This is a genomic window from Clostridium pacaense (assembly GCF_020709765.2).
GTDB lineage: Bacteria > Bacillota > Clostridia > Lachnospirales > Lachnospiraceae > Enterocloster > Enterocloster hominis.
The window spans coordinates 355,282-370,543 of record NZ_JAJFEB020000002.1; the positions used below are offsets into that span (position 1 = coordinate 355,282).

Sequence of the window (15,262 nt, forward strand, 5' to 3'; positions counted from 1 at the left end):
TGCTTGAGAGGAGGCATATAATATGCTTAAAGCATTTAAGTTACGGAATTATAAAAATTTCAAGGATGAAATCAGTATAAACTTTGAGGATATCGCCGGTTATCAGTTCAGTACGGATTGTATATCAGATGGTATACTTAGTAAAATGATAATTTATGGAAGAAATGCAACAGGAAAGACAAATTTAGGAAATGCAATAATGGACATAACCAAAATGTTATTTCAAATTGGATATAAAAATGAGGATATCTTTATTAATGCGGATGCAACAGAAGATTTTGCCTCTTTTTCATATTCATTTCAATTTGATAATAACGAAATCATTTATAGATACACCAGGTTTTCAAACTTTGATCTGCGCGATGAGGAGTTAATTATTGATGGGATATCTATATATAAATGCAGCTTTTACCAAGATAAATACAATTTTGATAATCTTAAATTCATTAATGCGGAAACTGCCAGTATTGGCCGTTATTTACAGTCATTGGATGATGGGAACATAACTGAAGATGTAATGGAATTCAAGTTACCATTTTTACGATGGATTATCAATAATACAGCATTAAAAAATGATTCTTTGCTGATTAAAATGTCTGAATTCATCAGACGGATGACAATGCTGAAAGTAAGCAATACCATAATGTTTGGATTCTCTAGATTTAATGACAGTTTTTTTGAATCTTTGGAAGCGAAAGACAATCTGGAGGATTTTGAGCAGTTCCTTAATACAATGGGAATTAAGTGTAAGCTGGTTTTAAAAAAGTTACCAGACGGACAGAGGGAATTATATTTCTCCCATGATAAATTAATTCCTTTTTATAAAAATGCATCAAGCGGTACTCTGGCATTAACCAATTTATATCGCAGATTTGTTTCTACCTTGAGAAGTTCCTCTTTTGTGTATTTAGATGAATTTGATGCCTTTTATCATTATGAAATGGCTGAGAATGTTATTAAATTTTTCAAAAGGAATTATCCGAAATGCCAGATAATCATGACATCCCATAATACCAACCTGATGACAAACCGATTAATGAGACCGGATTGCTTATTTATCTTATCAAGCAGTGGGACACTGACCGCTCTTTGTAATGCTACATTAAGAGAATTGCGGGAAGGTCATAATCTTGAAAAAATGTACATCGCTGGAGAATTTGAAAAATATGAATGATTATACAGGTGAAACCAGAATACGTGGTCAAAGTCTGATTATAGTGGAGGGAAAGCACGAGAAAAATGAGTTGTTTTGGCTTATTTTCAGATGCTTTCCTGAAATCCGGATTGACATCAACGATGTATGGATTTATGGTACAAACATATACATGCTTTATGATGACATTGTTAAGGAATATGGTTTGGAATGGATTGATGACGATATTGATCTGCCTTTTGTAATAAGCAAAAAGAAAAGATTGAATCCACTCCGCCATAAAGAAGATTTTACAAATATTATCTTGATTTTTGATTATGAACGTCATGATACAAACTTTTCCGAATCAAAGATTTTAGAGATGCAGAACTATTTCAGGGATGTTGCCGATACAGGAAAATTGTATATCAACTACCCAATGATTGAATCCTATCAACATCTCATTGCGTTGCCGGATTTGGATTATGCAGAGCGGAAAATACCTGTATCCCTGCAGCCGGGCGCTATGTATAAGGGACTTGTCAGGAATGAAACAGTAATTGCAAAATCAGTTGAGTTTCCTCATAAAGTTATGGAACTTTTAAGCGAACGCTTCGACATAAACAATACGGAGATTTTATATAACTGTTATAATGCGCTTCTATCCATCTCTGATTACAAGAATATTGAGGTGGTATTGCAGGAATTATTACAGGAAGTAATCAAGGATGAAAGGTTACCAACCGCAAAATATCAGTTTTTAGATATCATATCAAAACTTGGATATGCACATAGAGGAGAATCCTACTGGCAATATATGCGGGAAATCTTTCAGCAGATAATTCTACATAATATCTGTAAGGCCAACCGAATCCAGAAAGGACAGTACCAAATAGAAGAAAAAGACTATAGGGACTGTTTTGACAAAATAGATTTTATAGAGATTTTAAAAATACAGAATTCCTCTAGTAAAGATACAATAAACGGATTTATTTGGGTGCTAAATACTTGTATTTTCTTTGTTGCAGAATACAATTTTACTTTAACAATGAGATAGTATCTGATTGGGATTAGGGAGATACCCCTGTCCCAACAGATTGTAGACAAAACGCCTTTCAGAAAGCAAATTCGGAAGGCGTTTTTCCCTCTGGCTTTGCTTCATTTTTGCCACAGCGGTTTGTCCTTTCCTTAAATATTCTTTGGATGATTTCGTGATATCCTTAAAAATTGTTTTCCGTTATTCTTTCTTGACAATAACGCTTTTCCATTATAATATGGTAAATATTACTATATTTACTAATTGGAGGGTATTACAATGAAAAAAAGAACAGTCGCGTTTTTTTTAGCTGCATCACTGATTGCATCCGTATTAGGTGGATGCGCAAAGGGCAATGAGGCCGGTTCCCCGGCAGCCGCCACGCCCCAGGTCCAGGATCAGGAGACTTCTGAACCGGCACAAACCACTGCTCCCGGAGAAAGCAGCGCATCCGGCACCAGCCAGTCTGGCGCGGATACATCCAAAGACACTTCCAAGCCCGCAAAACTTCCCAACCTGCCCGACCTCACAGGCCACACCCTGATGATATACTGCGGCGCCGGAATGACAAAGCCGTTCCAGGAAATCGCCGATGCATTCAAAAACGCCACGGGGTGCGAGGTAAATGCCACCTATGCCAACGCGGGCCAGATCCAGTCACAGATAACCACTTCCGAGGAAGGAGACATGTTTGTTGCCGGCTCCGGGGATGAACTGAAGCCGGTGGAATCCTATGTAGAGAGCAAAAAAGATTTGGTTAAACATATCCCCGTCCTGGCAGTGCAGAGCGGCAATCCCAAGAATATCACGGGATTATCAGACCTGGCCGGGGATGGCGTAAGTCTTATCATGGGGGATGTGGATTCCACTCCCATCGGCAAGATTGCCAAAAAGGCCATGACCGATGCCGGTATCTTTGACCAGGTGCAGATTGAGGCAACCACGGCCACAGCGCCCCAGATGTCCACTGCCCTGGCAGCGGGCGAGGCCGATGCAGCCATTGTCTGGAAGGAGAACTGCGACGCGCAGGGCGTGGAAATCGTGGACACAAAAGACCTGGAACCATACATCAAGACCATCCCTGCCGCTTCCTTAAGCTGCGCTTCGGATAAGGACGCCCTTAATGCATTCAACCAGTACTTAAACACTGACGCCGCCAAAGAAATATGGATGAAATACGGATATGAGATTGTGGAATAGGAAACGCCGTAAACGGTTTGATTTATTCTCAGCCATAACCATCGGGACCGCGCTGCTGGTGATACTCTTCATCGGCAGCGCAATCAGCGCTGTCATGGTCAGCGGGCTTCCCTGCTTTGCCGAAACCATACGTTCAGAGGAAATCTTATCCGCTTTCCGTCTCAGCGTTGTCACTGCCAGTATATCCACTGTCATCGTAATGGCCCTGGCGCTCCCCACTGCCTACGCCCTTACACGGACAGACATGCCATTTAAACGTCTGTCCGGCCTGATGATTGAGCTTACCCTCTCCCTTCCCTATATCCTTCTGGGACTCAGCCTTCTTATCATCTTTTCTTCACCTGCCGGTAAATGGCTGAAGGAGCAAGGGTTCAAAGTGGTTTTCTCACCTGCGGGAATCGTGATGGCCCATATCCTTGTAAACCTTCCATATGCGGTCCGCTTAATCCGGACCGCCTTTGAAGGGTCGGACCAAAGGCTTGAATTCATCGCACAGACCCTGGGTGCCTCCCCTTGGAAATGCTTTCTTACCATCCTCCTTCCCCTGTGCCGGGGCAGCCTGACCAGCGCCTTCATCCTGACCTGGTCCAGGGCTTTAGGGGAATTTGGGGCAACCCTTATGCTGGTGGGCGTGACCCGTTTTAAAACCGAGACATTGCCAGGCAGCATCTATCTGAGCATCTCAACCGGGAATAATCCAACGGCCATGGCAACAGCCATGCTCATGCTGATGATTTCCGGCTGTACCCTGGCGCTGGCCCAGGTTCTTGGGAAATCCCCCTATGGACGTGAAAGGCAGGTGGGACATTAAGTGAAAGAGATCCTTATCCACAATTTTACCGTGAAGAGGGGAAGTTTTACACTGAATCCCCTGTCCCTTACCATTGAAAAAGGGGAAATCTTTGCTATACTGGGACGTACAGGGTCCGGTAAGACCGTTCTGCTGGAGGCCATAGGGGGCATGTTCCCGGGAAACGGCGGTTCTGTCCTTTATGACGGCGTTGACGTCATGGATATCCCACCCTTTAACCGCAGGCTCGGCTTTGTGTACCAGGACCACGGACTATTTCCGCATATGAAGGTTTATGACAACATCGTATACGGCCTGAAAATGCACGGCTTCTCCAAGGACGAGCAGGGCAGGAGGGCAGGCGCACTTATGGAAATGCTGTCCATAACCCATATCAGGAACCAGTATCCCGGCACCTTAAGCGGAGGGGAAAGCCAGCGCACCGCACTGGCCAGGGCGCTGGCCCTTAAACCGGAAATCCTTCTTCTGGACGAACCGTTCTCAGCCCTGGACCCTGCTACCAGGCAGCAGCTTTACCTGGAACTTAAGAAGATACATGAACGTTTCCAGTGTACCATTATCTTTGTCACCCATGATTTCACCGAGGCCCGGATGCTGGCCCACAGGGTAGGTATCCTGCTGGACGGACAGCTGAAGGCCGTGGTCTTGGCAGACAGGCTCATGGATGGACATTATAGCGATGAAGTTGAACAATTTCTTGGGAGGAATCAAAGGATATGATAGAAGATGCAATTACAGCGGATACATTTTACAGGGAATTAAAATTCAGATTCTCAGGACTGTTGGAAAAGGAGGGAATCCTTAAGGAAAGGGTGGAAATCAATACACGTTCCCTGACCCCGGAGGAAGCCATCGGGATTACTGAGCGAAGGGATTTTCCAATCATAACAGGCAAGGACGTGATGGTCCAGGCCGAATGCATGGGCGCCCTTGGGCAGGCATTTACAGATGCGCCTTCTGTTTTTAAGGGGACGCTTCAGGATATATGCGCCCTGGATATAGAGAAGGATTCCCATGACCGCGGATTGTTCATTGCCGCCCTCAACGCCGTGATGAAACACCTGGGGAAGGTGGAATGTACGGTCCACTGCCGGTGCGACGGCCCGGAGCAGTGCGCGGCGGATGCGGCGGAGTATATTTCCAGCGTATACGGACAACCCAGGATTGGACTGATTGGCTACCAACCGTCCCTGTTGGAGCGCCTGTCCGGACAATTTCCTGTGCGGGCGGCTGATTTAAGTCCTGTGAATATCGGTCAGACGCGCTACGGCGTCCTGGTAGAGGACGGAGGGATTCCCTGTGTAAGCCGGTCCATCTGCAGCTGGGCGGATCTGGTGCTTTGCACGGGAAGTACGGTCTGTAACGGAAGCATCGTGGACTTCCTTTACCTGAAGGATAAGATATTATTCTATGGGACGACCCTGGCCGGAGCCGCCGCCCTCCTTGGGCTGCCGCGGCTGTGTTTTGCCGACCGGTATCAGTGACGGCAGATGTGAATGCGACGGCCAGGCTCAGTCAACGCATATGAAACTCAAAACGATTTAAACACCGTTGTCTCAGTACCATACTTCTCCAGCCGCTCCATCTGCCCATCCCCTTTCACGGGGAATTTGCGGCCGTCATACTTTTCCAGTGTGTAAGCCTCAAACCATTTCTCAAGCCGTTGGAACAGGTCCGCCTTAATACCTCTGTACTCCGGGGCATCGAAGCAGTTGTGCTCCTCATCCGGGTCTTTTTCTAAGTCAAACAGCTCATGCGGTCCATAGGGTGTCCTGTATACCAGTTTATAGCGGTCGTCGCGGATCATCCGCACAGGGCCGTATTCCTCATATACCACCACTTCATCCCGTATCTGTTCCTTTTCTCCCCTTAGGATTGGTTTCATGCTGGTCCCGGGAAGGGAATCCATATACTGTTCCACCTGCGGGTTCACGGTATCCGTCACGTCAAGAATGGTGGGGAATAAATCGTACTGGCTTACCAGGGCCTCATTCACCTTACCTCCCCTGACCCCGGCGCCCCAGATAATGCAGGGGACTTTTACGGAACTCTCATACATATTCAGCGGGAAGGTTGCATTTCCCTTTCCCCACACGCCGTGGTGGCCTATATTAAAGCCATTGTCAGCCAGGAAAATCACCATGGTATTCTCATCCAGATGGCTGGCTTTCAGATAATCCATGATCCGGCCGATATTCCTGTCCATGGCCGTCACGCAGGTATAATAACCCTGGATGTACTCCCTGCGCTGCTTCTCATCGTCAGGCTGGGTCCTCCTGGCTTCCTGCCACGGATGGCGGGGCGGGTTGGGGATATAAGAAAACCCACAGTCATTGTAAAGGTCCCATATCTCCCTTGGCTGGTCCTCCTTGAGCCAGGGGTCATGGGGCGCCGTGTAATGGACGCTGAGATAGAAGGGCTTTTCCTTGTTGTCCTCCAAAAACCGCAGGGCGTCGTCCGTAATGATGTCCGTCACGTACCGCTCTTCTATGACCGGCTTTCCGTTCCTCATGTATTCCGGAAGCATGTAATTGGTGCCGCCCCTGGCAATGACCTCCCAGAAGGAAAAGCCTTTTTGGGATTCATAGGAATTGCCCAGATGCCATTTGCCTGCAAGGCCGCAGGTATACCCGCCCTGTTCCAGGATTTCCGTGTAACACAGATGGTCCCTCATGTAGGATACAGGCCCCCGTTCAAAATTCATGTACTTCTGGTAGGACAGGGTTTCCTCAAAGCCCACTTTTCCATCCACCTGCCTGCCTTTGCTGGCCTCGGGGTCTGCCAGGTATGGAACCGCATGGCTGTAGTCAATCTTAAATCCACGGTAGTCTTCTTTGTTGATGGCTCCGCCGCCCAGCCAGTCCAGGACACCGTGCTGGGAGGGCATTTTCCCGGTGAGGATGGATGCCCGGGCCGGCGAACACACCGGACTGGTGCAGAAAAAGTTCTCAAACCGCAGGCCCTCCCCGGCCATCCGGTCCAGCACAGGCGTATGTATTTCCGGATTCCCGTAGCTTCCCAGGCTCCAGCTGCCCTGGTCATCGCTGAGGATCATGATAATGTTCATCTTTTTTGTATCGGCCATAATATCTCTCCTTTTATATAGAAACCTCCCCGGTCAATGCATGTCCGTATATCCATTCCAGCCGTCACACCCTACGCACACACAATCAGCTGATCCATGGCCACCGGGTCGCCTGTCAGCTCCTGCTGTCTGCGGAGCATATCCCGCATCTCTTCCCTCTTAGCCCCATACTCTTTTAAAAGCGCAAGATTCTTAAGTTCGTAAGGGTCATTTTCAAGGTCATACAGTTCATCCAGCCCATGGTCCGTGCACACGTATTTCCACCGTCCGTCCGTTACCATACGCGCCATGATGGTCACACCGTAGCCGTGTCCGTAGGTTTCACACATCAGTTCCTTGCGCCAGGACTTCCTTGCATCCTCTCCCTCCTGTCCCGTGCGGGTCAGGGGAATCAGGCTTTTTCCGTCAATGGGATTGGTGAAGGCGCACATGGACACGTCCGCCATGGTGGCCGGGATGTCACAGGTAAATACCAGCTCGCTGCACCTGATTCCCGGTTCTATCACATCCTTCCACTGCATGGCCAGCGGAATCCGCATCACCTCCTGTGCCATATGGGAGTCCTTATCAAAATGCCCTCCCTGGCAGGCAATGGCGTCGCCGTGGTCCGTGCTCCAGATTATCAGGGTGTCCTCATCCAACCCCAGCTCCTTAATCTTATCCACCACCAGGCCGCCTGCCGCGTCCAGAAGGGATCCATGGGCATAGCAGTGTGCAAGGATCTGCTGCCAGTCCTCCCATGGCAGAGGGTTGGGATAAATAATGTTCTCACCATCGCCCAGGGGACGGTTGGCTTCCATTTTCAGCGTATATGGCTTGTCGTGAAGGTCGTTCCTGAAGCTGGGATATTCCTTTATATCCTCCGGCTTATACCAGTCTAAAAATTCCTGGGTGGGGAAGAAGGGCTGGTGCGGCCCCCAGAAATCCACCCTCAGGGTAAATGGCCGGTCATCCTCCCCTCCCTTCTGCCCTGCCAGCTTCTCTAGCTGTTCACAGGCCAGATTGGCCAGGAAAAACGCCTCATGTGTCTCCTTAGGCGTCACCGTCACGCCCACGGCATGTTCACCGCACCAGAAATCCTCGCACTGGTAAAGCTTTCCCTCCTCAAGCTTGGGGAAATAATGCTTCTTATCGTAGTCGTCCTGGGTAAACACCCGCTCTATCCTGTGCTGGGCCCTTGGAAGTCCGCGGCGTTTCAGGTAATCATCATATTCCTGGGTGTTGTAGGGGTTGCCGTATCCGGTTTCGGATAAGCCCTCGCAGTGATGGTCATAAGCACAGCCCGGGCCTGCGTGCCATTTTCCGAAATAGTAGTTCTTATAGCCCCCGGCCGCCAGGTTATCCAGGTATACCTCATGTTTGTACTCCGGGTCATTTTCATTATGCACCTGGCCATGGGTATGGGGATATAGCCCGGTCAGCATGCTGCGCCTGGCCGGTCCGCACATGGGCGATACACAGTAGGTGTTGGTGAACTCAGCGCCTTCGGCCGCAAACTTCTCAAAACAGGGACGTTTTGGTCCTTGGCTTCCATTTTGGCCATGGCCGTAAAAAGCCTGATGGTCATTTAAGATATATACAATATTGGGTCTTCTGCTCACAATTATCTGCTCCTTAGAATTTATATTTATTCTTTAAAAATGGTTTGGCCAGCGCCTGGGGATTGGTAGCCGTTACAGAGTCCATGGCCAGTATCAGGATGCCCACCACAAAGGGGATGGTCTGGATTAACTCCGGCGGGAAATGGAAGGCATTGTTCATCTGAAGCTGGAGCTGCAGCGCGTCAAAGAACCCGAACAGCAGGGCGATGAGCACGATGCGCTTTGGCTCCCACCTTCCCATCTTCACGGCAATGACAGCCAGCATACCTTTTCCATTGGTCATATCCTCCATGAAAATGTTCAGCTGTCCGATGGACATATAGGCTCCTGCCAGTCCTGCCAGGGCGCCGCAGAGCATCACGCAGCCCATGCGTATCTTCCATATATCGATGCCGGCCGTCACCGCTGTCTGGGGGTCATCCCCAATGGCGGTCATGCGGAGTCCGGCCGTTGTATATTTCACCACATACCAGGAAACAGCCACCAGGGCAATGGTGATATATGCGATTGGGGAAAACTGCTGTAAGAAACCGCCGATTCCCGGTATTCCCTTTAAAACAGGCGTTGTCTGGATGGATGCCACGGCGGGGGACAGGCCGGTCCCAAAAAGGCTCCTGCAGCAAAAGGAGGTAAGCCCTGCCGCCAGCATGTTAAGCCCCAGGCCGCTGATGTTCTGGTATCCGCCAAACTCCACGCAGATAAGCCCATGGGCAAATCCCACCGCCAGGCCGCCAAGCAGGCCGCACAGGACCCCCAGCCAGGGACTTCCGGTGAGATAGGTCCCTGCTACCGCGCCAAAGGCGCCGGATATCATCATTCCTTCCGCGCCCAGGTTCATGACGCCGGATTTTTCACAGTACATGTTTCCGATTCCGCAGATGACAATGGGGATTGCCAGGCGCAGAAGGGATATCAGCATTACGGTTACGATGGAGTTCATGCTTTTTCCTCCTTTCTCCTGCCGGCCCTGGACAGTTGGAAACGGATCAGGGACTCACATGCAATCAGGACCACCAGGGTTCCCTGGATAACGGTTATGATTTCAGTGGAAACGCCTACCTGGGTCTGCATTTTCATGGCCCCCACACGCAGTGCGCCAAAGAGCAGCGCTCCCGCAATCACCCCAATGGGGTTTCCGCCCGTCAAAAGGGCGATGGGGATGCCGTCAAAGCCATAGCCGGGCGAAAAGCTGTCATACATCCTGTGATAATTCCCCAGGATTTCCACTCCCCCTGCCAGGCCGCCCAGGGCGCCGCTCAGTAAAAGGGCCGCCGTCATATAGAATGTCACCTTAATCCCGGAATAACGCGCGGCCTGACGGTTGGCGCCGCACATCTTAAGCTCGTAGCCAATGCTGGTCTTGTTGATGAACAGCCACATAAGGAACGCCACTGCGAACACAATCAGGATTCCAATGGAAAGCTTGTTGGGTTTTGTGATGATATAGGGCAGGAATGCGCTTTCTTCCACCATCTCGGTAGAACTGACCGTTGCATTCTTTCCTGCAAATGGTCCCACGATCAGATATGTAATCACAAGGCTGGCTATGTTGTTCATCATGATTCCCATCACCATCAGGTTGGTGCCGCGCTTTACGAAAAGCAGGGTGGGGAGCAGGGCGTAGGCGGCCCCGAACAGCATCCCCGATAAAAGACAGACCGGTATATGGATGACCGCCGGAAGTCCCTTTAAGAAAATGCCCGGCAGCACGCTGCCAAATGCCCCGAATATCAGCTGCCCCTCGATACCGATATTGAAAATGCCCGCTTTCTTGGAAAGGGCCACTGCAAATCCTGCAAATGCAATGGGAACCGCTTTATTGATTGTGTTGATTAAGCTGGCTTTCGTCCCAAAGGCGCCTGCAAAAAGGTGGTAGAACGCCGCCACGGGGTTAAAGCCCGCCGACAATATCAGCACCGAGGCAAACAGAAAGGCCATGCATATAATGACCAATGGCGTCAGTACATTTGCCATTATTTCCTTTTTTCCTTTATTCATCTTCTGCCATCCTTCCTCCTGCCATTAAGAGGCCGATTTCCTCCCTGGTGGCCTGGTTTCCCGGAAGGATTTTCATGATTTCCCCATCATGCATGACTGCAATCCGGTCTGAAAGCATCATGACCTCGTCCAGTTCCAGGGAAACCAGCAGCACGGCCTTGCCTGAATTCCTGGCATCCACCAGGGTTTTGTGGATCAGTTCAATGGCGCCGATATCCACGCCTCTGGTGGGCTGGTCCGCAATGATCAGGCTGCCTGCATGGCTGACCTCCCTTGCCACGATGATCTTCTGCTGGTTGCCCCCGGACAGTCCCTGGGCCAGAAGCTGCATGTCCGCGGGCCGGATATCAAATTCCTTTATCTTCTCTTCCACATCGCGGCTGACCGCCTTTTCATTGAAGAAACATCCCTTCTGGTTATATTCCTTCTCCCTCTGATAGCCCAGGATCAGGTTATCCCTTATGTTCTGGCTTAGGGCAAGCCCATGCCTGTGGCGGTCCTGGGGAATGAAGCCCACGCCCTGTTTCCTGATGTCGGAGACAGCATGTCCCGTAATCTCCTGCCCTTTCAGCAGGACCTGTCCCGCCGACGGTTTCAGGACGCCTGTTATGACCTCGGTCAGTTCCTTCTGGCCGCTGTTGTCAATGCCTGCGATTCCAAGGATTTCCCCTTTACAGACATTCAGGTTAATATCCTTCAGCTTTTCCTTCTGTCCATTGTGGTAAGAAACGCCTCTCAGTTCCAGGATATCCTCTCTGGACATGACCTCTTTCTTACCGCCGCCCAGACTGACGCTTCTGCCCACCATCATTTCCGTAATCTCTTCCGCGGTGGTCTCCTGTGTCTTCACGGTACCAATCCATTTTCCCTGTCTTAACACGGTTACCCGGTCGCTGAAATCAATGACTTCCTGAAGCTTGTGGGTAATGATGATGATTGTCTTCCCCATGGCCTTCAGCTTCTGAAGCATCCGTCCCAGCTCGTCAATCTCCTGGGGCGTGAGGACTGCCGTCGGCTCATCCAGGATTAATATGTCCGCCCTTCGGTACAGGGCCTTTATGATTTCCACCCTCTGCTGCATTCCCAGGGAAATGTCCGCCACCCGGCTGTCCACATCCAGCTTCATGTCGTACTGCCTGCACAGTTCCAGGACCTCCTCCCTGGCCTTTCCATGGCTGTAACGGATTCCTTTGTGAGGCTCTTGGCCCAGTACAATATTATCCGTAACCGTAAGCCTTGGGATCAGCATAAAATGCTGGTGTACCATCCCCACCCCGGCCGCCATTGCATCGATGGCTGAGTGGAATACCTTCTTCTCCCCATTGATGTGGATGGTACCCTCCGTGGGGATGTAAAGACCGTAAAGAATGTTCATTAATGTGGATTTTCCTGCCCCATTTTCCCCTACCAGGGCAAGGATTTCTCCTTTTTCCACTGAAAAATCCACCTTGTCATTGGCAACCACCTTGCCGAAGCGCATGGTGATTCCCTTCATATCAACTGCAGGATCCATGTATGTTCCCCCTTGCTATGAGCGTTAAATGTCCTTACTTCCCAAATGCATGAAAGCTGTCCTCGTTGGACGGAGGAACGATTTCCCCGCTTACAATCTTTCCCTGTATCTCTTCCAGCTGTGTTTTGATGTCCCCTGGCACTTCCTCTTCATGGAGCGGGTTATACTTGATACCCACAGCGCCTTCCTTCAGCCCAAACTGCCGGATACCGCCCTCAAGGCCGCCCTCGTAAAATTCCATGCATACATCGTAGATTGGATTGCCGGTAAGCTTTACCTGGGATGCAATGATGGAATCTGACAGGTTAAACTGGCCTGCCGCACCCCCGATTGCGTAGACGCCTTCCCCAACCGACTCCGCTGCCTGGTAAACGCCCATCCCGGCCCCGCCAGCAAATGCCTGCACCAGCTTCATCCCATTGTTGTAAAGCTGGAGCGCGATTTCCTTGCCCTTCGCAACATCGGTAAAATTGCCCACATATACAACGATCGCTTCTCCTCCTACATATTCAGCCCCTGCCGTAAAACCGTATTGGGAACGCTCCAGGTCCGGGTTCCTCATGCCCCCGATGAAGGCCGCCTTGTTACCGCCTCCCAGTTCCTGGTTCATCAGGACATTAAATGCGCCTGTCAGGAATGCGGCTTCCTCAGGACGGCAGCGGAGGCTGGTGACATTGTCCTGGCCGTCCACAGTGCCGTCCACGATTACAAAGTGGCTGTCCGGGAACTCAGGCGCCAGTGCCTCGTAAATCTCCGACGTAAAGGAGGTCGCATCTATGATCAGGTCATACCCCTCCTGTGCAAAGGTACGGGCGTTGATCTCGTGGTCCTGCAGCTCCGGCGCTTCCACGGTGGTAACCTTTATGCCGGTCTTTGCCTCAAACTCCTGGATACCCCGGTAGCTCTCATCATTGGCGGCATTGTCCCCCAGCCGGTCCACGATGAACGCGGCCTGGATGTCCGTTCCGCCTGCGCCGGATGTTTCCTGCGCCTTTACCTCGCCGTTCCCGCTGCCGGAACAGGCGGTCGTCATGACCATGGCGGCGGCTGTAAGTAACCCCATTGTAAGTAAACCTATTACGTTTTTATGTAAATGTCCCTTCATCATATGGCTTCTCCTTCTCTGTGTGCTATAGCTACTTCTTCATACTGAATTTTTCTTTAGCTGTATCTTCTTCAATCCCATCATCTGCAAATTACATATTCTCTGTTTATCCGGTTTCCAATTCCCCGCGCCAGGATTACTCCATATTAAACTTCGACAGCAATAAAATCATTTCAAACTCCAGTTCCGCCGCTTCCTTCCTGCCCGCCAGGTTCTTCTGCGCATCCTGTTTCAGGTCGTAAAGCTCCAGCATGTTCCCGCTTTCGTCAAACACTGCCTTGGCATCCCCGGAAAGGATCAGGATGTTGCCCTCATACCTGCACTGAAGATACCTGCCTTCTTCCAGCAGTGAGGTGAGCAGGGATTTAAAATGCCCCTCATCATACCATTTATCCTGTTTTTCTTCGGCCACGGCCAGCGATATTTCCATTATCTTCACTCCAGGTCACCACCTTCCATAAAACTTTCGCATCTTCTGCGTATCATCTGGATCTGTGCAGAAGTCACCACAATATTTCCCCTGACCACATTTAAAAGCCCCTGGTCCTTCATCTCATTCAGCGCCCGGTACAATGTCCTGGTGCTGACGCCAATATCATCTGCAATATACATGTTCTTTACGTCCACCGTGCACTCATTTCCCCCAGTGTGATATTCCTCCCAGTACCGGATGATATACAGCATCAGCTTTTCCCCGGTGGTGTGGAACAGGATATGGTCTGAGCGGTAGGAGGCCCTGGACAGCTTTGCACAGATATTTTTAATGATTTCCAGCCCCAGCTCTCCGTTTTCCTTCAGGCTTTTAACAAAATAATTGGTGTCTATCTCCAATACGATACAGGGTTCAAGGGCCAGGTTGGTGGAAAGGCTTGCCTTCCTTGGATTCACTGCCCGGTCAACGCCCAGGAACTCCGGCGCCTTCTTCCTGGACAGGAGATTTGTCTTGCCCTGTTCAGAGGAACGAAGTTCATAAAAGGAACCTGTGATGATGTAATAAACCCGCTTAATGATGACATCCTCCGTGGTTATATATCCTCCCTTTGGCACAAACCTTGCGCGGATGAACTCATTCAGATACGGCTTTATCATTTCCAGGTCCAGGGTTCCCCTGCTGCTCTCCTGGTTTACCAGCTGTATCACGTTTAATAAAGTACTGTCTGTCTTTTCACGCATCGTATTCTCTCCTTAGACTTCCATATGGCCATATATTCAAGTTCTTAAGTTCAAATCATTACGTTGTCTTAAGCATAGCGGACTTTATGCCATTTTGCTATGACACGTGTCATAGTAAATGATTTTTATGCAAATTATTGAATTTATCTGGTATTCTTTGTGCATATTGCACTTTACGTGCCTGCTTCCCGTGGTTGGTTTGCTATGACACATGTCACATAAACCTTTATCAGATTCAAACCTGTTCCTGAAAAGGTCCTTTGTTGAATCAGCCTTACGATATTTTTGGTACTTTTTCATTGGCAAACTGATTACACCAATCCATACTTTTATATATGGATATTTCTTATATTAAACTGCTTTTATTACTTGAACAATTATCGGCATTGGGATTTATTGGAGTATATAGAGGAAATGATTCCACAAAGATTGAATGAGACAGGCCCCGGCACTTAATTCGGGCAGCATCATGACAATATAATATATTTACCTGGGGAACCGATGGGGCGATATGTCCAGCCGCCTACTCATACAAAAGAAAGGGGCTGGTGCTCATGTATGTTACATATGGCGATTTATTTACCTTTGTAATCATGCTATGTGCAGTA

General features: G+C 49.4%; 14 protein-coding genes. 6 read left to right on the forward strand and 8 right to left on the reverse strand.

What is annotated here, in order from left to right; translation table 11 throughout:
• The first annotated feature begins 22 nt into the window (after positions 1 to 22).
• From LK536_RS35175 to LK536_RS35200, 6 genes are all read left to right on the forward strand, one after another.
• Positions 23 to 1,174, forward strand: a complete 1,152-nt coding sequence (locus LK536_RS35175; protein WP_227794660.1) for an AAA family ATPase — start codon at positions 23 to 25, stop codon at positions 1,172 to 1,174.
• The gene (locus LK536_RS35180) at positions 1,167 to 2,189 is read left to right on the forward strand and encodes a hypothetical protein (protein ID WP_227794661.1); all 1,023 of its coding nucleotides are present in this window, start codon (positions 1,167 to 1,169) and stop codon (positions 2,187 to 2,189) included. Before LK536_RS35175 ends, LK536_RS35180 begins: the two co-directional genes overlap by 8 nt.
• A gap of 258 nt (positions 2,190 to 2,447) precedes the next feature.
• The gene (modA, locus tag LK536_RS35185) at positions 2,448 to 3,368 is read left to right on the forward strand and encodes a molybdate ABC transporter substrate-binding protein (protein WP_120057405.1); all 921 of its coding nucleotides are present in this window, start codon (positions 2,448 to 2,450) and stop codon (positions 3,366 to 3,368) included.
• The gene (locus tag LK536_RS35190) at positions 3,352 to 4,179 is read left to right on the forward strand and encodes an ABC transporter permease (RefSeq protein ID WP_120057406.1); all 828 of its coding nucleotides are present in this window, start codon (positions 3,352 to 3,354) and stop codon (positions 4,177 to 4,179) included. The genes modA and LK536_RS35190 overlap by 17 nt, the downstream gene beginning before the upstream one ends.
• Positions 4,180 to 4,899 (forward strand): ABC transporter ATP-binding protein, encoded by a 720-nt coding sequence (locus LK536_RS35195; RefSeq protein WP_227794662.1) that lies wholly within the window; start codon positions 4,180 to 4,182, stop codon positions 4,897 to 4,899.
• Positions 4,896 to 5,663 carry a hypothetical protein gene (locus LK536_RS35200; RefSeq protein WP_227794663.1) on the forward strand — a complete coding sequence of 256 codons (768 nt, stop codon included), beginning with the start codon at positions 4,896 to 4,898 and terminating at the stop codon, positions 5,661 to 5,663. Before LK536_RS35195 ends, LK536_RS35200 begins: the two co-directional genes overlap by 4 nt.
• A gap of 47 nt (positions 5,664 to 5,710) precedes the next feature.
• On the opposite strand, the gene LK536_RS35205 is transcribed toward LK536_RS35200, so the two are convergent.
• The 8 genes from LK536_RS35205 to LK536_RS35240 all read right to left on the reverse strand — a co-directional run bounded on the left by LK536_RS35205 (position 5,711) and on the right by LK536_RS35240 (position 14,654).
• Complete coding sequence (locus LK536_RS35205) at positions 5,711 to 7,264, reverse strand: sulfatase family protein (protein WP_025484500.1); 1,554 nt, start codon at positions 7,262 to 7,264, stop codon at positions 5,711 to 5,713.
• Between the two features lie 71 nt (positions 7,265 to 7,335).
• On the reverse strand, positions 7,336 to 8,865 hold the full coding sequence (locus tag LK536_RS35210; RefSeq protein ID WP_025484501.1) for a sulfatase family protein: 1,530 nt from the start codon (positions 8,863 to 8,865) through the stop codon (positions 7,336 to 7,338).
• 13 nt (positions 8,866 to 8,878) lie between these two features.
• Positions 8,879 to 9,805, reverse strand: coding sequence for an ABC transporter permease (locus LK536_RS35215; RefSeq protein ID WP_025484502.1), 927 nt, complete (start codon positions 9,803 to 9,805; stop codon positions 8,879 to 8,881).
• Complete coding sequence (locus tag LK536_RS35220; RefSeq protein ID WP_227794664.1) at positions 9,802 to 10,863, reverse strand: ABC transporter permease; 1,062 nt, start codon at positions 10,861 to 10,863, stop codon at positions 9,802 to 9,804. The genes LK536_RS35215 and LK536_RS35220 overlap by 4 nt, the downstream gene beginning before the upstream one ends.
• Positions 10,856 to 12,376 carry an ABC transporter ATP-binding protein gene (locus LK536_RS35225; protein ID WP_227794665.1) on the reverse strand — a complete coding sequence of 507 codons (1,521 nt, stop codon included), beginning with the start codon at positions 12,374 to 12,376 and terminating at the stop codon, positions 10,856 to 10,858. Before LK536_RS35225 ends, LK536_RS35220 begins: the two co-directional genes overlap by 8 nt.
• Before the next feature lie 34 nt (positions 12,377 to 12,410).
• Entirely contained in the window at positions 12,411 to 13,439 is a 1,029-nt protein-coding gene (locus LK536_RS35230; protein WP_227794666.1) for a BMP family lipoprotein, read from the reverse strand.
• A 178-nt stretch (positions 13,440 to 13,617) separates the two neighbouring features.
• Complete coding sequence (locus LK536_RS35235; protein ID WP_227794667.1) at positions 13,618 to 13,920, reverse strand: hypothetical protein; 303 nt, start codon at positions 13,918 to 13,920, stop codon at positions 13,618 to 13,620.
• Entirely contained in the window at positions 13,917 to 14,654 is a 738-nt protein-coding gene (locus LK536_RS35240; protein WP_008723514.1) for a Crp/Fnr family transcriptional regulator, read from the reverse strand. Before LK536_RS35240 ends, LK536_RS35235 begins: the two co-directional genes overlap by 4 nt.
• Between the last annotated feature and the right edge of the window lie 608 nt (positions 14,655 to 15,262).